Source organism: Pseudomonas sp. GW456-L13 (genome assembly GCF_017350115.1).
In the GTDB taxonomy this organism is placed as follows: Bacteria; Pseudomonadota; Gammaproteobacteria; order Pseudomonadales; family Pseudomonadaceae; genus Aquipseudomonas; species Aquipseudomonas jessenii.
The window spans coordinates 2,005,317-2,026,329 of record NZ_JACNAS010000001.1; the positions used below are offsets into that span (position 1 = coordinate 2,005,317).

The following is a 21,013-nucleotide window of genomic DNA, read 5'->3' on the forward strand; positions in this document are numbered from 1 at the left end:
TCATTTTACTTGGCCGATCAGGTTCAGCACTGCGTCCGCAGCCTGGTTGGAGGCATCCAGACGCAGGGTCCGGTGAATCTCGTCAAAACCGCGGGTCTGCTCTTCCCCATCCTCGATCAGTGGCGACAAGGTCTGGGCCAGCGCTTCGACCGTGGCATCGTCCTGCAACAACTCGGGCACCAACAGACGTTGGGCCAACAGGTTCGGCAACGAAATGTAGGGGCTTTTCACCATGCGCTTGAGAATCCAGAACGTCAGCGGCGCCAGGCGATAGGCGACCACCATCGGTCGCTTGTACAGCAACGCTTCTAGCGTCGCGGTACCGGAGGCGATCAACACCGCATCACACGCTGCCAGGGCCAGATGAGATTGCCCGTCGAGCAGGGTCAGCGGCAGATCGCGACCGGCCAACAGTTCTTCGAGCTGTGCGCGACGTTGCGCACTGGCGCACGGCATGACAAACCGCACCCCCGGGCGCAACGCCCGCAGGCGTTGCGCCGTATCGAGAAACAATGAACCGAGCCGGCCAACTTCACCGCCACGGCTGCCTGGCATCAACGCCACCAGCGGCCCGTCAGGCAAACCGAGTTCGGCCCGCGCAGCAGCGCGATCGGCCTGCAGTGGAATGGCATCGGCCAGGGTATGGCCGACGAAACGCACCGGCACGCCTTTCTCTTCGTAGAATCTGGCTTCGAACGGGAACAGCGTGAGCATCAGGTCGCAGCCTTCGCGAATCTTCAGCACGCGTTTCTGCCGCCAGGCCCAGACCGACGGGCTGACGTAGTGCACGGTCTTGATCCCGGCCTGGCGCAGTTTGAGTTCGATATTGAGGTTGAAGTCCGGCGCGTCGATACCGATGAATACATCGGGTTTCGCGTCGATCAGGTCGGCGACCAGCTTCTTGCGCCGAGCCAGCAACTCGCGCAACCGCCCCAGCACTTCCACCAGGCCCATGACGGACAGACGCTCCATCGGGAAATACGAGGCCAGGCCTTCAGCCTGCATCAACGGACCACCGACACCGATGAACTCGACCGCCGGGTGGCGAGCCTTGAGCGCGCGCATGAGACCCGCACCCAGAATGTCACCGGAAGCCTCACCCGCTACCAGCGCAATACGCAGATTGGCCATGGTTAGCGGGTGATGCCGCGGGTCGAAGACTGGATGGAGTCACGGAACACCGCTACTTCCGGGAACTGCGCAGAAGGCTCCGCCAGTTCGGCGAGCGCCTGCTCCACGGTCAGGCCCTGGCGGTACACCACCTTGTAGGCACGACGCAGCGCGTGGATCGCATCTTCGCTGAAGCCCCGACGGCGCATGCCCTCGAAGTTCATGCTCCGGGCTTCGGCAGGGTTGCCGAACACCGTGACATACGCAGGAACATCCTTGCCGATCGCTGTACCCATACCTGAAAAGCTGTGGGCGCCAATGTGGCAATACTGGTGAACCAGGGTAAAACCGGAAAGGATCGCCCAGTCTTCCACATGCACATGGCCCGCCAGTGCGGTGTTGTTCACCAGGATGCAATGGTTGCCGATAACGCTGTCGTGGCCTATGTGGGCATAGGCCATGATCAGATTGTGGTCGCCCAGGGTCGTTTCCGAGCGGTCCTGGATGGTGCCACGGTGAATCGTCACGCCTTCACGGATGACGTTATGGTCACCGATCACCAGGCGGGTTTCCTCGCCCTTGTATTTCAGGTCGGGTGTGTCTTCGCCCACCGAGGAAAACTGGTAGATGCGATTGTGCTTACCGATTCGGGTCGGGCCCTTGAGAATCACGTGTGGCCCGATGACTGTCCCCTCGCCGATTTCCACACCTGCGCCGACGATCGACCACGGGCCGACCTCGACGCCGTCAGCCAGAACGGCTGTCGGATCGATGATTGCACGAGGGTCAATCAAACTCATAGCTTGCGTTCCGCACAGATGATTTCAGCCGAGCAGACAGGCTTGCCATCGACCGAAGCCTGGCACTCGAACTTCCAGATCTGACGCTTGCAGCTGATGAACTTGGCCTCAAGGATCAGCTGATCGCCCGGCAAAACCGGCTGGCGGAAGCGCAGCTTGTCGGACCCGACGAAGTAATAGAGCGTGCCGTCAGCCGGTTTCACGTCGAGCATTTTGAAACCAAGGATCCCGGCAGCCTGAGCCATTGCCTCGATGATCAATACGCCCGGCATGATTGGATGCGCAGGGAAGTGACCATTGAAGAACGGTTCGTTGATGCTGACATTCTTGTAGGCGCGAATGCGCTTGCCTTCAACATCCAGCTCCACTACCCGGTCCACCAGCAGGAACGGGTAACGGTGAGGCAGGTATTCGCGAATCTCGTTGATGTCCATCATTTCGGGGGGAAGCCTATGTAAAGATTGGGAGCGCGCGACTGACACACGCCCCTCTAGCAAATCAAGCAGGCCGTCTAACGGCTGTGCACACTTGATATGGAAATGGTATCAGCCATCTGATGAAGCATTACCGTCAGGGGTCACTTCCCCTACACGCTTTTCCAGCTGTCGCAGGCGCCGCGCGATGTCATCGAGCTGACGGATGCGAGCCGCGCTTTTGCGCCATTCAGCTGCTGGCTGCATTGCCGTTCCGGAAGAATAGGAACCCTTTTCGGTAATCGAGTGGGTCACCATGGTCATCCCGGTGATGAAAACGTTGTCGCAAATTTCGATATGCCCCACCAGCCCTACACCGCCAGCGAGCATGCAATGCTTGCCGATTTTGGTGCTGCCGGAGATCCCGACGCAGGCGGCCATGGCGGTGTGATCACCGACCTGAACGTTGTGGGCGATCTGGATCTGGTTGTCGAGCTTCACACCATTACCGAGAACGGTATCGGCCAATGCGCCGCGGTCGATAGCGGTATTCACGCCAATCTCCACATCGTCACCGACCAACACACCACCGATCTGGGCAATTTTCTGCCAGACACCTTTCTCATTGGCAAAACCGAAACCTTCACCGCCGAGCACGGCACCTGACTGAATGACCACACGCTTGCCGATGCGCACGTCGTGATACAACGTGACCCGCGGGGCCAGCCAGCCGCCTTCGCCAATTTCGCAACGGGCACCGATGAAGCAATGCGCACCGATGGTCACACCCGCAGCAATACGTGCCGCGCTTTCGATCACCGCAAAGGCACCAATACTCGCAGCCGGGTCAACCACCGCGTCCTCGGCCACAACGGCTGTCGGGTGAATGCCGGCAGCCGCTTTCGGCTTTGGATCGAACAGGTGGGAAACGCGCGCGTAGGCCAGATACGGATCAGGCACCATCAGCGCATTACCGGCAAAACCTTCAGCATCAGCAGCCTTCAGTAACAGAGCTGCGGCCCGGCTATCTGCCAGGTACTTACGGTATTGAGGGTTTGCGAGAAAGCTCAACTGAGCTGGGCCAGCCTCTTGCAAAGTGGCTAGCCCAGTAATTTCTTTCTCCGGGTCGCCACGTAGCGTGGCGCCGAGGAACTCGGCCAATTGGCCGAGCTTTATAGTCGCTGTCATAGTTACTTCAGCTGATTCATGCGCTCGATAACCTGGCGAGTGATGTCGTACTGAGGCTTGACATCAATCACTGCGCCACGCTCGAAGACCAGGTCAAAAGCACCTTTCTTGATGACTTCTTCCACAGCGCTGTCCAGTTTCGGCTTGAGCTGCTTCAGCATTTCACGGTCGGCAACGGCTTTGGCTTCATTCAGTTCCTTGGACTGGAACTGGAAGTCACGGGCCTTTTGTTTGAATTCAAGCTCCAGACGCTCGCGCTCGCCCTGCTGCATTTTGTCGCCACCGGCCATCAGGCGGTCCTGAATGCCCTTGGCGCTGCTTTCCAGCGTCTTGAGTTTGGTCAGCTGAGGACCGAACTTCTTCTCGGCATCCACGGCGTATTTCTTGGCCGCATCGGACTCCAGCAGAGCCATCTGATAGTTCAGAACAGCAATTTTCATGTCGGCGAACGCCGGACCAGCGACCAGTACGCTGGCCAGGAGAACCAATTGAGTCAACTTACGCACGATGCACCCCTACAAAATTCATTGTCGTTATCTTGGGTCAGACGCTTAGAACGTCTGGCCGAGAGAGAATTGGAACACTTGAGTTTCAGCGTCATCCGGTTTCTTGACTGGCATGGCCAGGGCGAAACTCAGAGGACCCAGTGCGGTGACCCAGGTCACACCCACACCGACGGAACTGGCCATGTTGCTCAGACTGATATCGTTGCACTTGGTGTTGGACTTCGAGCCATCCGCGTTTGTGGTATCCGAGCAAGATGAATCGAATACGTTACCCACATCCCAGAATACCGAAGTCCGCAGGGAGCGTTGATCCTTGATGAACGGCAGCGGGAACAGAACCTCCACACCACCCTGGATCAGGACGTTACCACCGAACGGCAGCGGATCCTGGTCCGGGTCGACCGCTGTACCAGGGTTCTTGCCTGTACTTGGTGTACTGCGAGGCCCCAGGGTGCTGTCCTTGAAGCCACGAACCGAGTTGAAACCACCAGCATAGTAGTTTTCGTAGAATGGCAAGCCATCCGTCGACCCGTAGCCATCGCCATAACCCAGCTCGGTGTGCAGGCGCATGGTGTAGTTCTCGCTCAATGGCTGGAACAACTGGCCACGGTAGTCGAGCTTGAAGAACGACAGGTCGCTGCCTGGAATTGTGGATTCCAGCACCAGGCTCTGGGAATGACCACGGGTAGCGAGCACACCCTTGTTCAGGGTGGACTCGGACCAACCGGCCGAAGCCTTGAAGTTCAGGTACTTGTCGCCTTCCTTGTTAACGAAGTCGAAGATCTCGTCAACGGTGTACACACCTGTCTTGATCTCGTCCTGCTGAGCCGTCAGGCCAAAGGTCAGACGCGAAGTCTCGCTGATCGGGTAGCCAACGCTCACGCCTGCACCCAGGCTGTCTACGGCGTAGCTGGCGATGTCAGTATCGAGCTCGTCATAGTCAGTCGTGCGGTAGAACGCGTTGTAACCCAGGCTCACGCCATCGGCGGTCCAGTAGGGGTCGACAAAGCCGAAGTTATAGCGGGTCTGGTACTCGCTTTTGGTCAAGCCGACGCTGACCTTGTTACCGGTACCCAGGAAGTTGTTCTGGGTGATCGAACCACCGAGGATCAGACCGGCGCTCTGGGCGAAACCGACGCTGGCGGTAATCGAACCGGAGGCTTGTTCTTCAACGCTGTAGTTGACGTCCACCTGGTCATCGACACCCGGCACGGCCGGAGTCTCAACGTTGACTTCCTTGAAGAAGCCCAGACGTTCAAGACGGGTCTTGGATTGGTCGATCAGGTAAGTGGAAGCCCAGCCGCCTTCCATCTGACGCATTTCACGACGCAGCACTTCGTCTTCGGACTTGGTGTTGCCACGGAAGTTGATGCGGTTCACGTAGGCACGCTTGCCCGGATCGACCGCGAACAGGATGTCTACGGTGTGATCTTCGTCGTGCGGTTGAGGCACACCGTTGACGTTGGCGAAGGTGTAACCCTCGTTACCCAGGCGACGGGTGATCAGTTCGGAGGTGGTGGTCATCAGCTTGCGCGAGAACACCTGGCCTTTTTGCACCAGCAACAGGGACTTGATCTGGTCTTCAGGGACTTTCAGGTCACCGCTGAGCTTGACGTCACGAACGGTGTACTTCTCGCCTTCGTTGACGTTGACGGTGATGTAGACGTGTTTCTTGTCTGGCGTAATGGAGACCTGAGTCGAAGCGATATCCATGTTGATGTAGCCACGGTCCAGATAGTAGGAACGCAGGCGCTCCAGGTCACCGGACAGCTTTTCACGGGCGTACTTGTCGTCGTTCTTGAAGAACGACAACCAGTTGGTGGTCTTGAGTTCGAACAGGTCGATCAGGTCTTCGTCAGGGAAGACCGTGTTGCCCACCACGTTGATGTGCTGGATAGCCGCAACGGTGCCTTCGTTGATGTTGACCTTCAGGCCGACGCGGTTACGCGGCTGCGGCACCACTTCGGTGTCGACGGTAGCCGAGTAGCGACCCTGGGCGACGTACTGACGTTGCAGCTCGTTACGCACACCTTCGAGGGTGGCACGCTGGAAGATCTCGCCTTCGGCCAGACCGGATTGCTTGAGGCCTTTCATCAGGTCTTCGGTAGAGATCGCCTTGTTGCCTTCGATCTCGATACTGGCGACCGACGGGCGCTCGACTACCGTGATGACCAGGACGTTGCCATCGCGGCCCAGCTGGATATCTTGAAAGAAACCGGTTTTGAACAACGCACGAGTGGATTCCACCAGGCGACGATCATCCGCCTGTTCACCGACGTTCAACGGCAAAGCACCAAAGACGCTACCCGCGGAGACCCGCTGGAGGCCATTGACGCGAATATCAGAGATAGTGAAGGACTCGGCGTGAACTTCGGCGATCATCAATACGGTGAGAACCGCAGTTAGCAGCAGACGTTTCATGAAGTCCTTTCTTATTCCAACTGGCAATAAACAAACTGCCGCAAAATGCGGCAGATTCGCAATTCAGCGAAGCGTTACAGTCGACCCAGATCATTAACCAGAGCAAGCAACATCACCCCGATCACCAAACTGATACCGATCTGTATCCCCCAACCTTGCACCCGATCTGACAAGGGACGACCACGCACCCACTCGATCAGATAAAACAACAAATGCCCCCCATCCAGTACCGGAATGGGCAACAAATTCAGAACGCCCAAGCTAATACTCAGATAAGCAAGGAAATTCAGGAAATCAGCAACACCCGACTGGGCCGAAGCGCCCGCCACTTTAGCAATGGTTATCGGTCCACTCAAGTTTTTTACCGAGAGCTCGCCGAACAACATTTTCTTCAGTGAATCGAGGGTCAGCACGCTCATGGTCCAGGTGCGTCGAGCCCCCTCGCCAATTGCTGCCAATGGCCCGTAGCTGACCTCGCGGATCATCTCCGGCGGCCAGTCGATCGCTTTCACCCCTGCCCCCAAATAACCGCTGGGTGACTTGCTCTCGCCGCGAGCGGCAAGTGTTACCGGGACGTCGATCTGAGCACCGTCGCGCTCAACCCGCAGCATGATTTTGGTATCAGGATGCATACGGACGGTATCGACAACCTGCTGCCAGTCATCGAGCGTACGACCATCGAGCGCGAGCAACCGGTCACCGGTCTTCAGGCCGGCAGCCTTGGCCGGCCCCTTTGGATCGAGCTCGGCCAGGACAGGCGGCAATGCCGGACGCCACGGACGAATCCCCAACGAATGAATAGGGTCGGGCTCGTCAGCCCCTTTGAGCCACTTGTCCAGCGCAAGTTCACGAGGAGAGTCGGCCGTGGAACCCTGTTCGCGCACCACTACCTGCAACGAACCGCTTTCGCCCAGGCGACGCACCAGCTGCAGGTTCACCGCCGCCCAGCCGGAAGTCGCCTCACCATCAATGGCCACGATTTCCTGGCCAGGGCTCAAACCTGCCTTGGCCGCGATACTCCCGGACTCGACAGCGCCGATGACCGGACGCACCTGCTCGCTGCCGAGCATTGCCAATACCCAGAAGAACGTAAATGCCAGCAGGAAGTTGGCAATCGGCCCCGCCGCTACGATGGCAATGCGCTGACGAACGGATTTACGATTGAAGGATTGATCAAGCTGATCGAGCGGTACTTCACCTTCGCGCTCGTCGAGCATTTTGACGTAGCCGCCCAACGGGATGGCGGCGACGACAAATTCGGTGCCCTGCTTGTCGTGCCACCGCAGCAAAGGCATGCCGAAGCCTACGGAGAAACGCAGCACTTTGACCCCACAGCGACGCGCGACCCAAAAATGGCCGAACTCGTGGAAGGTAACCAGCACACCCAGAGCGACCAGGGTGCCGACAATCATATAGAGCGCGCTCATCTACTTTCTCCGCATTCCTATCCGCTGCTGCCTGGGCCAACTATCCGCAGCATTTACCGCCCGTGACGGCTCAACCATTGTCCGGCCAGCAATCGGGCCTTCGCGTCTGCCGTGAACACTGCATCGAGATCATCCACCGCCACTACGGGCTCCAGATTCAGTACTTCCTCGATGATACTCGCGATTTCCGGGTAACGAACCCGTTCGTCGAGAAATGCCGCTACCGCCACTTCGTTCGCCGCATTGAGCATGGCTGGCGCGCTGTTACCCGCTTCAGCCGCCTGACGAGCCAGACGCAGGCACGGAAAACGTTCTTCATCGGGCGCCTGGAAGTCCAGCCGCGCAATGGCAAACAGGTCCAGCGGCGCAACACCCGAGTCAATCCGCTCCGGCCAGGCCAGGGCATTGGCGATGGGCGTGCGCATGTCCGGATTACCCAGCTGTGCCAGAACAGAACCATCGACGTAGTCGACCAGCGAATGGATCACACTTTGCGGGTGAATCACCACCTCCACCTGCGAAGGCTTGGCATCGAACAGCCAGCAGGCTTCGATCAACTCAAGCCCCTTGTTCATCATGCTGGCCGAGTCGACGGAGATTTTTCGCCCCATGGACCAGTTCGGATGAGCACACGCCTGATCGGGAGAAACATTCGCCAGCTCCGCCATGGGCGTCTGTCGAAACGGACCGCCGGAAGCCGTCAGCAGAATCCGACGTACGCCAACCACCTCAAGGCCACGGGCATAATCGAGCGGCATGCACTGGAAAATGGCGTTGTGCTCGCTATCGATCGGCAGCAACACCGAACCGCTCTTGCGCACGGCCTGCATGAACAGCGCGCCGGACATGACCAGCGCCTCTTTATTGGCCAGCAGAATCTTCTTGCCGGTCTCCACCGCCGCCAGTGTCGGGCGCAAACCCGCCGCACCGACGATGGCCGCCATGACCGTATCGACTTCCGGATCGGAAGCGACCTGACACAAACCTTCCTCACCCACCAGAACACGGGTCGAGAGACCCGCCGCGCGCAAATCATCTTGCAGGGTGCGGGCAGCTGCGATCTCAGGCACCACGGCAAATCGCGGGACATGGCGTACGCAGAGCGCCAGCAATTCACTCAAGCGGGTGAAGCCAGTCAAGGCAAAGACCTGATATCGATCAGGGTGACGAGCGATGACGTCGAGCGTGCTCAGGCCAATCGAGCCGGTCGCCCCCAGAACGGTAATCTGTTGTGGGCGGCTCATGGTGCAGCCATCCACAGCAGCACCGCAAACACCGGAATCGCTGCCGTCAGGCTGTCGATACGATCCAGCACGCCGCCGTGACCCGGAAGGAGATTACTGCTGTCCTTTATCCCGGACTGACGCTTGAACATGCTTTCAGTGAGATCACCCACCACCGAAATGAACACGATCAGCGCGGCACCGATCAACCCTTTGAGCAGCTCGGCCACCGTCCAGTCGCGTACCAGACCAACGATTGTGGTAATCACCAGGCTCAGCGCGAGACCACCGTACACGCCCTCCCAGCTTTTGCCCGGACTGACCTGTGGTGCGAGCTTGCGTTTGCCGAAAGCGCGACCGGAGAAGTAGGCGCCAATATCGGCCCCCCACACCAACACCATCACCGCCATGATCAGCCAGTTACCCAGCGGGTATTGCTTGATCTGCACCAGACCTTGCCAGGCCGGCAGAAGAATCAACAGGCCGATCACCAACTTCGTCGCCGCACTGGACCATTGCTCGCTCGAGCGCGGATAGGTCAGCACCAGATACGTCGCCACTGCCCACCACAGCACTGAAGCGCCCAATACCCAAGGCGCGAGGCCGGGCAGGATGTACATGAGGAACAGCACCAGAGCGACCACAGCGGCATAGCCAACGCGGTACGCTTGAGCGGCAAAACCCGCCAGACGCGCCCATTCCCAGGCACCAAGGGTCACGACCAGCCCGATGAACAGTGCAAAACCGGAACCTTCAAGCAGAAAGAATCCGCACAAGGCAATCGGCAGCAGGATCAGTGCGGTGATGATTCGTTGTTTAAGCATTAAACCCGGGCTCCAGCCTCGACCTGCTCGCTCGTTTTACCGAAGCGGCGCTGGCGGGAAGCGAAATCGGCCAGCGCATTGCGCATGGCATCGTGTTTGAAGTCCGGCCAGAACAGGTCGGAGAAATACAACTCGGCATAGGCCAGTTGCCAGAGCAGGAAGTTGCTGATGCGGTGCTCGCCACCGGTGCGGATGCACAGGTCCGGCAACGGCAGATCGCCCGTGACCAGGCAGGTCTGCAGCAGATCAGGCGTGATGTCTTCCGGACGCAAGTGCCCGGCCTGAACTTCTCGCGCCAGTCGTTGCGCAGCTTGCGCGATATCCCACTGACCGCCGTAATTGGCGGCGATCTGCAGGACAAAACGATTGGCACCAACCGTCATGGCCTCGGCTTCACGCATGGCAGCCTGCAGCTCTGGATGAAAACGCGAGCGGTCACCAATGATGCGCAGGCTGATGTTGTTGTCGTTGAGGCGCTTGGCCTCACGACGCAGCGCCTTGAAGAACAGATCCATCAAAGCGCTGACCTCATCGGCCGGACGTTGCCAGTTCTCACTGGAGAAGGCGAACAGGGTCAGCACTTCGACCTTGGCCTCGGCGCAGACTTCAATGACTGCACGTACCGCATCCACGCCCGCTTTATGCCCGGCGACACCTGGCATAAAGCGTTTTTTCGCCCAGCGATTGTTACCATCCATGATGATCGCGACATGGCGCGGCACCGCGGACGGTGCAGTCTGCTTAGTCTTTTCCATGAAAACGCGACCCTTATACGGCCATCAGGTCTTTTTCTTTCTGCGCCAGATCCGCGTCGATTTTAGCCACGAACTTCTTGGTCAGATCGTCGATCTCGCCAGTCGCACGACGCTCTTCGTCTTCGCTGATCTCTTTTTCCTTGACCAGATCCTTGAGCTGGCTGTTGGCATCACGACGGATGTTGCGCACGGCAACACGGGCATCTTCAGCGACGTCACGAGCCTGCTTGGTGAAGCCCTTGCGGGTTTCTTCGGTCAGGGCAGGCATGGAGATCAACAGCAACTCGCCAAGGTTGGTCGGGTTCAGGTTCAAACCTGCGCTACCGATCGCCTTGTCGACGGCACCCAGCATGTTGCGCTCGAAAGCAACGACTTGCAGGGTACGGGCGTCCTTGACGGTGATGTTGGCCACTTGCTTGATCGGGGTGTCGGAGCCGTAGTACGGCACCATCACACCTTCCAGGATGCTCGGGTGCGCCTGGCCGGTACGAATACGGCCGAAGTTGTGCGCGAGCGACTCCACGGACTTCTGCATGCGCTCTTGAGCGTCTTTCTTGATTTCGTTGATCATTGTGCGCCTTCCTCGATCAGGGTCCCTTCAGCGCCGCCGTGTACGATATTCAGCAGGGCGCCGGGCTTGTTCATGTTAAATACGCGTAGTGGCATCTTGTGGTCGCGGCACAGGCAAATGGCCGTCAGATCCATCACACCCAGCTTGCGATCCAGCACTTCATCATAAGTCAGATGATCGAACTTCTCGGCATGCGGGTCTTTGAACGGGTCAGCGGTGTAGACACCATCGACCTTGGTCGCCTTGAGCACGACATCGGCATCGATTTCGATTGCACGCAGACAGGCTGCCGAATCCGTCGTAAAGAACGGGTTGCCGGTACCGGCCGCGAAAATCACCACGTCCTTGGAATTCAGGTGACGCATGGCCTTGCGACGATCGTAGTGATCGGTCACGCCAACCATGGAAATAGCGGACATCACGATGGCCGAGATGTTGGCGCGCTCAAGGGCGTCGCGCATCGCCAGGGCGTTCATCACAGTGGCCAGCATGCCCATGTGGTCGCCGGTGACCCGGTCCATGCCAGCCTTGCTCAGCGCTTCACCGCGGAACAGGTTGCCACCACCGATAACCAGACCAACCTGAACGCCGATGCCGACCAGCTGGCCAACTTCCAATGCCATGCGATCCAGAACTTTCGGATCGATCCCGAACTCTTCCGAGCCCATCAGGGCCTCGCCGCTAAGCTTGAGTAGAATGCGTTTATAGCGAGCCTGATAACCACTGCCCTGCTGAGCCATTGCGAATCTCTCCTGCGGCGTATTGTAAAAAAAAATTCTTTGCGAGCTGTTTTACAGCTGACGCTCACTCTAGCTTGGCACTGCTTCAGCGCCATCGGAACATGGCTTTGTAAGCCAGTTCCAAAGGGAAACCAAATAAAAATTGATACCCCATCTGAAAAGAGGCTGCGCGCGTGAGCGGGCAGCCTCTTCTGGGCGACAGTTAAAAAACCGTCTTATTGCTTGGCGGCAGCCAGCTGGGCAGCAACTTCTTCTGCGAAGTTGTCCACTGGCTTCTCGATGCCTTCGCCTACTTTGAAGTAAGTGAAGGAAACGATTTCAGCGCCGGCTTTCTTGGCCAGGGCACCAACGGTGACTTCCGGGTTCATCACGAAAGCTTGCTCTACCAGGCTGGCTTCAGCCAGGAACTTGGTGATACGGCCGGCGATCATCTTCTCGACGATTTCAGCTGGCTTGCCTTTCATCTTGTCTTCGTTCAGGGTCAGGAAAACGCCCTTCTCGCGCTCGATGGCTTCTGGCGAAACCTGCGATGGCAGCAGGAACTCAGGGTTGCTTGCCGCCACGTGCATGGCGATCTCTTTGGCCAGCTGAACATCGCCGCCCTTGAGAACAACAGCAACACCGATCTTGTTACCGTGCAGGTAGGTGCCGACAACGTCGCCCTCTACGCGTACCAGGCGACGAATGTTGACGTTCTCGCCTACTTTGGCGACCAGAGCTTCACGAGCCGATTCCTGAGCGGCGATCAGCGGAGCTGCGTCGGTCAGTTTTTCGTCGAAGGCTTTTTCTACGCAGGCAGCAACGAAGTTCTTGAAGTCGTCTTGCAGGGCCAGGAAGTCGGTCTGCGAGTTAACTTCCAGCAGCACGGCTGCCTTGTCGTCAGCCTTGATGGCGATAGCGCCTTCAGCGGCAACGTTGCCGGCTTTCTTGGCAGCCTTGATGGCGCCCGAAGCACGCATGTCATCAATGGCTTTCTCGATGTCGCCGCCAGCCTTGGTCAAGGCCTTTTTGCAGTCCATCATGCCTTCGCCAGTACGCTCGCGCAGTTCTTTGACCAACGCTGCAGTAATCTCTGCCATTTCAAAATCCTCTTGGATAGGTTTTCAACCATTCCACCCGATCGAACGGGCGATCAATTCTTCCCGAACCACCCTTGTTAGCTGCCGCACGTTACAGATAGAGCAGTGGGCGCCGACAAATGGTTTTCGAGGTGGCAAAAAGGGGGCCAAGCCCCCTTTTTGCTTACTGAGTCAACGCCAAGGCGTCAATTACTCAGCTGCTGCTACCGGAGCTTCTTCAACGAAAACTTCGGTGCCGCCGGCAACATTGTTGCGACCGCGGATGACAGCGTCAGCCATCGAACCCATGTACAGCTGGATAGCGCGGATTGCGTCATCGTTGCCTGGGATGATGTAGTCAACGCCTTCCGGGCTGCTGTTGGTATCGACTACGCCGATAACCGGGATGCCCAGCTTGTTGGCTTCGGTGATCGCGATGCGCTCGTGATCAACGTCGATAACGAACAGAGCGTCTGGCAGACCGCCCATGTCCTTGATACCACCCAGGGAACGATCCAGCTTTTCCAGGTCACGAGTGCGCATCAGCGCTTCTTTCTTGGTCAGCTTGGCGAAAGTACCGTCTTCGGCTTGTACTTCAAGGTCACGCAGACGCTTGATGGAAGCACGGATGGTCTTGAAGTTGGTCAGCATGCCGCCCAACCAGCGGTGATCGACGTACGGCGAACCGCAACGTGCTGCTTCTTCAGCAACGATCTTGCCAGCGGAACGCTTGGTGCCGACGAACAGAATCTTGTTTTTGCCCTGGGCCAGACGCTCTACGAAAGTCAGAGCTTCGTTGAACATTGGCAGGGTTTTTTCAAGGTTGATGATGTGGATCTTGTTACGCGCACCGAAAATGTACTTGCCCATTTTCGGGTTCCAGTAACGGGTCTGGTGACCGAAGTGCACACCGGCCTTCAGCATATCGCGCATGTTGACTTGGGACATGATAGTTCCTTAATAAGTCGGGTTTGGCCTCCACGTATCCCAATGACCAACCAGCAGCATCAGCTGAAGGCACCCAGGTCATCGTGTCGACACGTGTGTGGATTTAGGCTTCCCGGGACATCCCCGGAAAGCGGCGCATTTTATATCACAAGACAGGGCAAAACGGAACCCGGATTCTGAAATCCTGGCGAGCGTTTTGTTCCACCCCTTGGAATCCGCCAAGAATGCACCATTCTATAGAGAGAAGCGATGCACACAGCCGCAGATTTGCGCTGATCGTCTGGTAGAATCGTATTTTTCAGGGCCGCGAAGTTCGATCGCGCATTGCCCCTTCCGTTTAGAAAGCGCCGCCTGGCGCAGAGAGAGCCTGTATGACCGTCACCCTCAAAACCCCCGAGGATATCGCCAAAATGCGTATCGCCGGCAAACTGGCCGCCGATGTGCTGGAAATGATTGCCGAATACGTCAAGCCGGGCGTTACCACCGATCAACTGAACCAGATCTGCCACGACTACATCGTCAATGAGCAGAAAGCCATCCCTGCCCCGCTCAATTACAAGGGCTATCCAAAGTCGATCTGCACGTCGATCAACCATGTGGTCTGCCATGGCATTCCAAACGACAAGCCGCTCAAAGATGGCGACACCCTGAACATCGACGTCACCGTCATCAAGGACGGTTTCCACGGTGACACCAGCCGGATGTTCCACGTCGGCAACGTACCGGTCTGGGCCGAGCGCCTGTCCCAGGTGACCCAGGAATGCATGTACAAGGCGATCGAGATCGTCAAACCCGGCTGCCGCCTGGGCGACATCGGCGAAATCATCCAGAAGCACGCGGAAAAGAACGGCTTCTCGGTGGTTCGCGAATTCTGCGGCCATGGTATCGGCAAGGTGTTCCACGAGGAGCCGCAGATCCTGCATTACGGCCGCGCTGGCACCGGCATGGAACTCAAGGCTGGCATGACCTTCACCATCGAGCCGATGATCAACCAGGGCCGCGCCGACACCAAGGTACTGGGCGACGGCTGGACCGCGATCACCAAGGACCGCAAGCTCTCGGCACAGTGGGAACACACCCTGCTGGTGACCGAAACCGGTTACGAGATCTTCACCTTGCGCAGCGATGACACCATCCCTCGCGTTTCGGCCTGATCCCGCTACCGTACATCGCCTATAGAAAGGAAAGCCAATCGATGCCGCAGGTGGATCCCGAACTCTTCGACCGCGGCCAGTTCCAGGCTGAACTGGCCCTGAAGGCAAGCCCGATCGCGGCCTTCAAGAAGGCGATCCGTCAGGCCCGCGAAGTGCTCGACACGCGTTTTCGCAATGGCCGGGACATTCGCCGGCTGATCGAGGATCGCGCCTGGTTCGTCGATAACATCCTGCAAAAGGCCTGGGAGCAGTTCAGCTGGAGCGAGGACGCCGACATCGCGCTGGTCGCGGTCGGCGGCTACGGCCGTGGCGAATTACACCCTTATTCCGATATCGACTTGCTGATCCTTCTGGACAGCGCCGACCACGAGGTTTTCCGCGATTCCATCGAGCGTTTTCTGACGCTGTTGTGGGACATCGGCCTGGAGGTCGGCCAGAGCGTTCGCTCGGTCGACGAATGCGCCGTCGAGGCCCGCGCCGACCTGACGGTCGTCACCAACCTGATGGAAAGCCGCACCATCGCCGGCCCCGAGCGTTTGCGCCAGCGCATGCTGGACGTCACCAGCACCGGGCACATGTGGCCGAGCAAGGACTTCTTCCTGGCCAAGCATGCCGAACAAAAGGCTCGCCACCACAAGTACAACGACACCGAATACAACCTGGAACCCAACGTCAAAGGCTCACCCGGCGGCCTGCGGGATATCCAGACGATTCTGTGGGTGGCCCGTCGCGAGTACGGCACCCTGAACCTGCGGGCACTGGCAGGCGAAGGATTCCTGGTAGAGAGCGAAAACGCCCTGCTCGCCTCCTCCCAGGAGTTCCTGTGGAAGGTTCGCTATGCCCTGCACATGCTGGCCGGCCGCGCCGAAGACCGCCTGCTGTTCGATCACCAGCGCACCATTGCCGGGTTGCTGGGCTTCAAAGGCGACGACGCCAAGCAAGCCATCGAAAACTTCATGCAACAGTATTATCGGGTGGTCATGAGCATCGCCCAACTCAGCGACCTGATCATCCAGCACTTCGAGGAAGTCATCCTCGCACCGGAAGACGAAGCGCCACCGCAGCCGATCAACTCGCGTTTCCAGTTGCATGACGGCTACATCGAGGCACGCAACGACAACGTCTTTCGCCGCACGCCGTTCGCCATGCTCGAAATCTTCGTGCTGATGGCCCAGCAGCCCGAAATCAAGGGTGTGCGCGCCGACACCATTCGCCTGCTGCGGGAACACCGCCACCTGATCGACGACGACTTCCGCAACGATATTCGCAACACCAGCCTGTTTATCGAATTGTTCAAATGCAAGATCGGCATCCACCGCAACCTGCGGCGAATGAACCGTTACGGCATCCTTGGGCGTTATCTGCCCGAATTCGGCTTTATCGTCGGGCAGATGCAACACGACCTGTTCCACATCTATACGGTCGATGCCCACACCCTGAACCTGATCAAACACCTGCGTAAGTTGCAGTACACCCAGGTGTCGGAAAAATTCCCGCTTGCCAGCAAAGTCATGGGCAAGCTGCCCAAGCCCGAGCTGATCTACATGGCCGGCCTGTACCACGACATCGGCAAAGGCCGGCATGGCGATCACTCGGACATCGGTGCCGTGGATGCCGAGGCCTTTTGCCAGCGTCATCAACTGCCCACGTGGGACAGTCGCCTGATCGTGTGGCTGGTGCAAAACCACCTGGTGATGTCGACCACCGCCCAGCGCAAGGACTTGTCCGACCCGCAGGTGATCCACGATTTCGCCCAGATCGTTGGCGACGAAACCCGCCTCGACTACCTGTATGTGCTGACTGTCGCAGACATCAACGCCACCAACCCGACCCTGTGGAACTCCTGGCGCGCCAGCCTGCTGCGCCAGCTCTACACCGAGACCAAGCGCGCCTTGCGCCGTGGCCTGGAGAACCCGGTGGATCGCGAAGAGCAGATCCGCCAGACCCAGAGCGCCGCCCTGGATATCCTGGTGCGCGGCGGCACCGACCCGGACGATGTCGAGCAATTGTGGGCGCAGTTGGGTGATGACTATTTCCTGCGCCACACCGCCGGCGACGTGGCCTGGCACAGCGACGCGATACTCCAGCAACCGGCCGACGGCGGACCACTGGTGCTGATCAAGGAAACCACCCAGCGCGAGTTCGAAGGTGGCACGCAGATCTTCATCTATGCCCCGGACCAGCACGACTTCTTTGCCGTGACCGTGGCAACGATGGACCAGCTCAACCTGAACATTCACGACGCCCGGGTCATCACCTCCAGCAGCCAGTTCACCCTCGACACCTATATCGTGCTCGACACCGACGGCGACTCGATTGGCGATAATCCGGCGCGGGTCAAACAGATCCGCGAGGGTCTGACCGAAGCCCTGCGTAACCCGGACAACTACCCGACCATCATCCAGCGCCGGGTGCCACGTCAGCTCAAGCATTTCGCCTTTGCACCACAAGTGACGATCCATAACGACGCCCAACGCCCGGTGACGGTGCTGGAACTCACCGCACCCGACCGCCCGGGCCTGCTGGCGCGGATCGGCACGATCTTCCTGGAGTTCGATCTGTCGTTGCAGAACGCCAAGATCGCCACCCTCGGCGAACGCGTGGAAGACGTGTTCTTCATCACCGACGCCAACAATCAGCCGTTGTCCGACCCGTTGCTGTGCAGCCGCCTGCAGGATGCGATCGTCGAACAACTGAGCGTCAACCAGGAACCTGATATCAAACTGTCGCGCATCAGCATCTGACTTAACAAATTTCCCCCTGTGGCAACGGACTTCCTGTGGCGAGGGGGCTTGCCCCCGTTGGGTCGCGGAGCGGCCCCAAAACCTGCAAACGCGGCGTATCAGGTACACCGCACACCATGGTTTTACGACTGCTACGCAGCCGAACGGGGGGCAAGCCCCCTCGCCACACAAGCCTGCTCCCACATTGAACGAGGCCACCATGAACAACGCTCTGTCCCAGCTCCAGCCCTACCCGTTTGAGAAACTCCGCGCTCTGCTCGGCAGCGTGACGCCCAATCCGGACAAGCGTCCGATCGCGCTGTCCATCGGCGAGCCGAAACACCGTTCGCCAAGCTTTGTCGCCGAGGCCCTGGCCGGCAATCTGGAAAAAATGGCCGTGTACCCGACCACACTCGGTATCCCGGAGCTGCGTGAAGCCATCGCGGCATGGTGCGAGCGTCGCTTCGATGTGCCCAAGGGCTGGATCGACCCGGCGCGCAACGTGCTGCCGGTCAACGGTACCCGCGAAGCGCTGTTCGCCTTCACCCAGACCGTGGTCAACCGTGGCGATGACGCGCTGGTGGTCAGCCCGAACCCCTTCTACCAGATCTACGAAGGCGCGGCGTTCCTCGCCGGGGCCAAGCCGCATTACCTGCCATGCCTGGACGAAAACGGCTTCAACCCGGATTTCGACGCCGTATCGCCGGACATCTGGAAACGCTGCCAGATCCTGTTCCTGTGCTCGCCTGGCAATCCGACCGGCGCCCTGATCCCGGTCGAGACCCTGAAAAAGCTGATTGCCCTGGCCGACGAATACGACTTCGTGATTGCCGCCGATGAGTGCTACAGCGAGCTGTACTTCGACGAACAAACGCCGCCGCCAGGCCTGCTCAGCGCTTGCGCGGAACTGGGTCGCAAGGACTTCAAGCGTTGCGTGGTGTTCCACAGCCTGTCCAAGCGTTCGAACCTGCCAGGCCTGCGCTCGGGCTTTGTGGCCGGTGATGCCGACGTCCTCAAGGGCTTCCTGCTCTATCGCACCTACCATGGCTGTGCGATGCCGGTTCAAACCCAACTGGCCAGCGTTGCCGCGTGGAATGACGAAGTGCACGTGCGCGCCAACCGGGCGCTGTATCGCGAGAAGTTCGATGCGGTGCTGGAAATCCTCAGCCCGGTGCTGGACGTACAGCGTCCGGATGGCAGTTTCTACCTGTGGCCGAATGTCGCCGGTGACGACGCCGCGTTCTGCCGAGACCTGTTCGAGCAGGAGCACGTGACCGTGGTGCCGGGCTCTTACCTGTCGCGGGACGTCGATGGCGTCAATCCGGGGGCCGGGCGTGTGCGCATGGCGCTGGTTGCGCCGCTGGCAGAGTGTGTTGAAGCAGCCGAGCGGATTCGCGATTTCATCCAGCGCCGCAAATAACCCCCCACGGGGGGCAGGTGTTACTTCACCTGACCGAGTTTGGCCTCGCTCAGATCCAGTTCCCCCAACACCTCACGCAACACGTCATCACCAATCTGGTGATGACGACTGAGGCTGTACAACTCCAGGCGCTGCGCCCGTAGCGCCTTCAAGCGCAAACGCCGCTCCAGCAAGTCCATCTGAAACGCCAGGGCTTGCGCCTCAGCGGAGTCGTTGAACACCTCCAACTGATGTCGGTACTCGGACATGATCCGCGCCTTGAGTTCGACGGCCAGTGCGGACTGGGCGGCGTCCTGTGGATTGACCTCTTCTGTCTCAAGCGCATGAATGGCCGCCTCGGCGGTCTTGCGCCAGGCGTCGCGCACTTCGTTGCGCCGCTTGTCGTCCGGACTGGCTTCGATGCCACGCAACAACAGTGGCAGCGCGATGCAGGCCGCAATCAACGACAGCAGAATCACCCCGGCGGCGATGAAAATCAGCAGATCGCGCTCGGGAAATGCGCTCCCGCCCATGAGCATCGGCACCGACATCACACCCGCCAGCGTCACGGCCCCGCGCACGCCGCCCACGGTCAGCAACCAACAGGATCGCGCCGTCGGCACCCGGGTCACTTCACCCTTGCCACGCAAGCGCCGCAGCAGTACCGACAATCGCCAGATGCTTTGCACCCAGACGAACCGCAAAGCCAGCAGCACCAGGAAAATCGCCACCACGTCGAGCCCGCGATACAACAACGTCGGCCATAGCGAAGTTTCGTGACTGGCCACCGCCTTGATGATGTCCGGCAACTGCAAACCCAACAGCAGGAAGATCAAACCGTTGAACGCGAACTCCAGCAGCGACCAGACACTTCGGTTGAGCAAGCGCGTGTTGGTCTGGCGCGGCAACAGGTCGAGCCAGCTCTGCATCATTCCCGCCGCCACCGCCGAGAGGATGCCCGACACTTCCATGCGCTCGGCCAGCACGTAGGCCGCAAACGGCAGCAGCAACATGAACACCACATGCGTCGCCGGATCATCCCAGCCCCGCTCGATCATCCACGCCCGCAGACGGCCGACCAGCCAACTCAAGGCCACCCCGACCGCCAGGCCACCGACAGCGACCAGCACGAACGTCAGGCTGGCATTGGCCAGCGAGAACACACCGGTCACCGCCGCCACCAGGGCAAACTTGAATGTCACCAGGCCCGAGGCGTCGTTCATCAGCGCCTCGCCCTGCAAGATGTGCATCAAGGGCGTCGGCAGTCTATTGCGGGAAATGGCCGACACCGCCACCGCATCCGTCGGTGACAGCACCGCTGCCAGGGCGAACGCCACCGGCAACGGCACACCGGGCAGCAACCAGTGAATGAAATACCCGGCGCCGACCACGGTGAACAGCACCAGCCCCACGGCCAGCGTCAGGATCGGGCCGCGCAAGTGCCAGAATTCGCGCTTGGGCATGCGCCAGCCGTCGGAGAACAACAGCGGCGGCAGGAACAGAAACAGGAACAGTTCGGGGTCGAGGGCCACGTGCAGGCCCAGGGTCGGCCAGGCGAGCAAAGCCCCAGCGGCAATCTGCACCAACGGCAACGGCAGCGGAACCACCCGTCCGATCAGGCGCGAAACGCCAACCAGCATCAACAGTATCAGGACGGTATAAGCGGTTTGCATAAAGCGTGGTTCCCGGACGATCAACAGCATTGAAGTGCCATATTAGCCGCTTAGACTGTCTACTGACCCTTGCACCAATG

Annotated in this window: 18 protein-coding genes; 3 read left to right on the top strand and 15 right to left on the bottom strand. The window is 59.2% G+C overall.

Annotated features, from left to right (window positions below; genetic code table 11):
- The 14 genes from lpxB to rpsB form a co-directional block, all read right to left on the bottom strand.
- Nucleotides 1-1,131, bottom strand: coding sequence for a lipid-A-disaccharide synthase (lpxB, locus tag J4D25_RS09175; RefSeq protein WP_057716166.1), 1,131 nt, complete (start codon nt 1,129-1,131; stop codon nt 1-3).
- A 2-nt stretch (nt 1,132-1,133) separates the two neighbouring features.
- Nucleotides 1,134-1,910: an acyl-ACP--UDP-N-acetylglucosamine O-acyltransferase gene (lpxA, locus tag J4D25_RS09180; RefSeq protein ID WP_057716167.1), complete on the bottom strand. Its 777-nt coding sequence runs from the start codon at nt 1,908-1,910 to the stop codon at nt 1,134-1,136.
- The gene (gene fabZ / locus J4D25_RS09185; RefSeq protein WP_007978374.1) at nt 1,907-2,347 is read right to left on the bottom strand and encodes a 3-hydroxyacyl-ACP dehydratase FabZ; all 441 of its coding nucleotides are present in this window, start codon (nt 2,345-2,347) and stop codon (nt 1,907-1,909) included. Before fabZ ends, lpxA begins: the two co-directional genes overlap by 4 nt.
- Nucleotides 2,348-2,455: 108 nt before the next feature.
- On the bottom strand, nt 2,456-3,511 hold the full coding sequence (lpxD, locus tag J4D25_RS09190; RefSeq protein ID WP_057716168.1) for a UDP-3-O-(3-hydroxymyristoyl)glucosamine N-acyltransferase: 1,056 nt from the start codon (nt 3,509-3,511) through the stop codon (nt 2,456-2,458).
- A gap of 2 nt (nt 3,512-3,513) precedes the next feature.
- Nucleotides 3,514-4,017, bottom strand: a complete 504-nt coding sequence (locus J4D25_RS09195) for an OmpH family outer membrane protein (protein WP_007990260.1) — start codon at nt 4,015-4,017, stop codon at nt 3,514-3,516.
- Nucleotides 4,018-4,062: 45 nt separating this feature from the next.
- A complete protein-coding gene (gene bamA / locus J4D25_RS09200) occupies nt 4,063-6,438 on the bottom strand; it encodes an outer membrane protein assembly factor BamA (protein ID WP_057716169.1) in 2,376 nt (791 codons plus the stop codon).
- Between the two features lie 74 nt (nt 6,439-6,512).
- Nucleotides 6,513-7,865, bottom strand: a complete 1,353-nt coding sequence (gene rseP, locus J4D25_RS09205) for a sigma E protease regulator RseP (RefSeq protein ID WP_057716170.1) — start codon at nt 7,863-7,865, stop codon at nt 6,513-6,515.
- A 53-nt stretch (nt 7,866-7,918) separates the two neighbouring features.
- Nucleotides 7,919-9,109, bottom strand: a complete 1,191-nt coding sequence (gene ispC, locus J4D25_RS09210; RefSeq protein WP_057716171.1) for a 1-deoxy-D-xylulose-5-phosphate reductoisomerase — start codon at nt 9,107-9,109, stop codon at nt 7,919-7,921.
- Nucleotides 9,106-9,912, bottom strand: a complete 807-nt coding sequence (locus tag J4D25_RS09215; RefSeq protein ID WP_057716172.1) for a phosphatidate cytidylyltransferase — start codon at nt 9,910-9,912, stop codon at nt 9,106-9,108. The genes ispC and J4D25_RS09215 overlap by 4 nt, the downstream gene beginning before the upstream one ends.
- Nucleotides 9,912-10,667 carry a polyprenyl diphosphate synthase gene (uppS, locus tag J4D25_RS09220; RefSeq protein ID WP_057716173.1) on the bottom strand — a complete coding sequence of 252 codons (756 nt, stop codon included), beginning with the start codon at nt 10,665-10,667 and terminating at the stop codon, nt 9,912-9,914. The genes J4D25_RS09215 and uppS overlap by 1 nt, the downstream gene beginning before the upstream one ends.
- Before the next feature lie 13 nt (nt 10,668-10,680).
- A complete protein-coding gene (gene frr / locus J4D25_RS09225) occupies nt 10,681-11,238 on the bottom strand; it encodes a ribosome recycling factor (protein ID WP_008000041.1) in 558 nt (185 codons plus the stop codon).
- Nucleotides 11,235-11,978 (bottom strand): UMP kinase, encoded by a 744-nt coding sequence (pyrH, locus tag J4D25_RS09230; RefSeq protein WP_056720982.1) that lies wholly within the window; start codon nt 11,976-11,978, stop codon nt 11,235-11,237. The genes frr and pyrH overlap by 4 nt, the downstream gene beginning before the upstream one ends.
- A 215-nt stretch (nt 11,979-12,193) precedes the next feature.
- Complete coding sequence (gene tsf, locus J4D25_RS09235) at nt 12,194-13,057, bottom strand: translation elongation factor Ts (protein WP_008052779.1); 864 nt, start codon at nt 13,055-13,057, stop codon at nt 12,194-12,196.
- A gap of 189 nt (nt 13,058-13,246) precedes the next feature.
- On the bottom strand, nt 13,247-13,984 hold the full coding sequence (gene rpsB, locus J4D25_RS09240) for a 30S ribosomal protein S2 (protein WP_007978390.1): 738 nt from the start codon (nt 13,982-13,984) through the stop codon (nt 13,247-13,249).
- Nucleotides 13,985-14,355: 371 nt separating this feature from the next.
- On the opposite strand from rpsB, the gene map reads away from it, so the two are divergent.
- The 3 genes from map (at nt 14,356) to dapC (ending at nt 19,281) form a co-directional block, all read left to right on the top strand.
- The gene (gene map / locus J4D25_RS09245) at nt 14,356-15,138 is read left to right on the top strand and encodes a type I methionyl aminopeptidase (RefSeq protein WP_057716174.1); all 783 of its coding nucleotides are present in this window, start codon (nt 14,356-14,358) and stop codon (nt 15,136-15,138) included.
- A 41-nt stretch (nt 15,139-15,179) separates the two neighbouring features.
- Nucleotides 15,180-17,882, top strand: coding sequence for a [protein-PII] uridylyltransferase (locus tag J4D25_RS09250; RefSeq protein ID WP_057716175.1), 2,703 nt, complete (start codon nt 15,180-15,182; stop codon nt 17,880-17,882).
- Between the two features lie 199 nt (nt 17,883-18,081).
- Complete coding sequence (gene dapC, locus J4D25_RS09255) at nt 18,082-19,281, top strand: succinyldiaminopimelate transaminase (RefSeq protein ID WP_057716176.1); 1,200 nt, start codon at nt 18,082-18,084, stop codon at nt 19,279-19,281.
- Nucleotides 19,282-19,301: 20 nt separating this feature from the next.
- Here dapC and J4D25_RS09260 read toward each other — a convergent pair whose 3' ends face one another.
- On the bottom strand, nt 19,302-20,933 hold the full coding sequence (locus tag J4D25_RS09260) for a Na+/H+ antiporter (protein WP_057716661.1): 1,632 nt from the start codon (nt 20,931-20,933) through the stop codon (nt 19,302-19,304).
- Nucleotides 20,934-21,013 lie beyond the last annotated feature (80 nt).

Excerpts from the sequence above, each read along its gene's own strand:
- rpsB (WP_007978390.1), bottom strand. The coding sequence starts at position 13,984 with ATGTCCCAAGTCAACATGCGCGATATGCTGAAGGCCGGTGTGCACTTC.
- fabZ (WP_007978374.1), bottom strand. The coding sequence starts at position 2,347 with ATGATGGACATCAACGAGATTCGCGAATACCTGCCTCACCGTTACCCG.
- rseP (WP_057716170.1), bottom strand. The coding sequence starts at position 7,865 with ATGAGCGCGCTCTATATGATTGTCGGCACCCTGGTCGCTCTGGGTGTG.
- map (WP_057716174.1), top strand. The coding sequence starts at position 14,356 with ATGACCGTCACCCTCAAAACCCCCGAGGATATCGCCAAAATGCGTATC.
- bamA (WP_057716169.1), bottom strand. The coding sequence starts at position 6,438 with ATGAAACGTCTGCTGCTAACTGCGGTTCTCACCGTATTGATGATCGCC.
- lpxA (WP_057716167.1), bottom strand. The coding sequence starts at position 1,910 with ATGAGTTTGATTGACCCTCGTGCAATCATCGATCCGACAGCCGTTCTG.
- ispC (WP_057716171.1), bottom strand. The coding sequence starts at position 9,109 with ATGAGCCGCCCACAACAGATTACCGTTCTGGGGGCGACCGGCTCGATT.
- uppS (WP_057716173.1), bottom strand. The coding sequence starts at position 10,667 with ATGGAAAAGACTAAGCAGACTGCACCGTCCGCGGTGCCGCGCCATGTC.
- J4D25_RS09250 (WP_057716175.1), top strand. The coding sequence starts at position 15,180 with ATGCCGCAGGTGGATCCCGAACTCTTCGACCGCGGCCAGTTCCAGGCT.
- dapC (WP_057716176.1), top strand. The coding sequence starts at position 18,082 with ATGAACAACGCTCTGTCCCAGCTCCAGCCCTACCCGTTTGAGAAACTC.
- J4D25_RS09215 (WP_057716172.1), bottom strand. The coding sequence starts at position 9,912 with ATGCTTAAACAACGAATCATCACCGCACTGATCCTGCTGCCGATTGCC.
- J4D25_RS09260 (WP_057716661.1), bottom strand. The coding sequence starts at position 20,933 with ATGCAAACCGCTTATACCGTCCTGATACTGTTGATGCTGGTTGGCGTT.
- lpxB (WP_057716166.1), bottom strand. The coding sequence starts at position 1,131 with ATGGCCAATCTGCGTATTGCGCTGGTAGCGGGTGAGGCTTCCGGTGAC.
- lpxD (WP_057716168.1), bottom strand. The coding sequence starts at position 3,511 with ATGACAGCGACTATAAAGCTCGGCCAATTGGCCGAGTTCCTCGGCGCC.
- tsf (WP_008052779.1), bottom strand. The coding sequence starts at position 13,057 with ATGGCAGAGATTACTGCAGCGTTGGTCAAAGAACTGCGCGAGCGTACT.
- pyrH (WP_056720982.1), bottom strand. The coding sequence starts at position 11,978 with ATGGCTCAGCAGGGCAGTGGTTATCAGGCTCGCTATAAACGCATTCTA.
- frr (WP_008000041.1), bottom strand. The coding sequence starts at position 11,238 with ATGATCAACGAAATCAAGAAAGACGCTCAAGAGCGCATGCAGAAGTCC.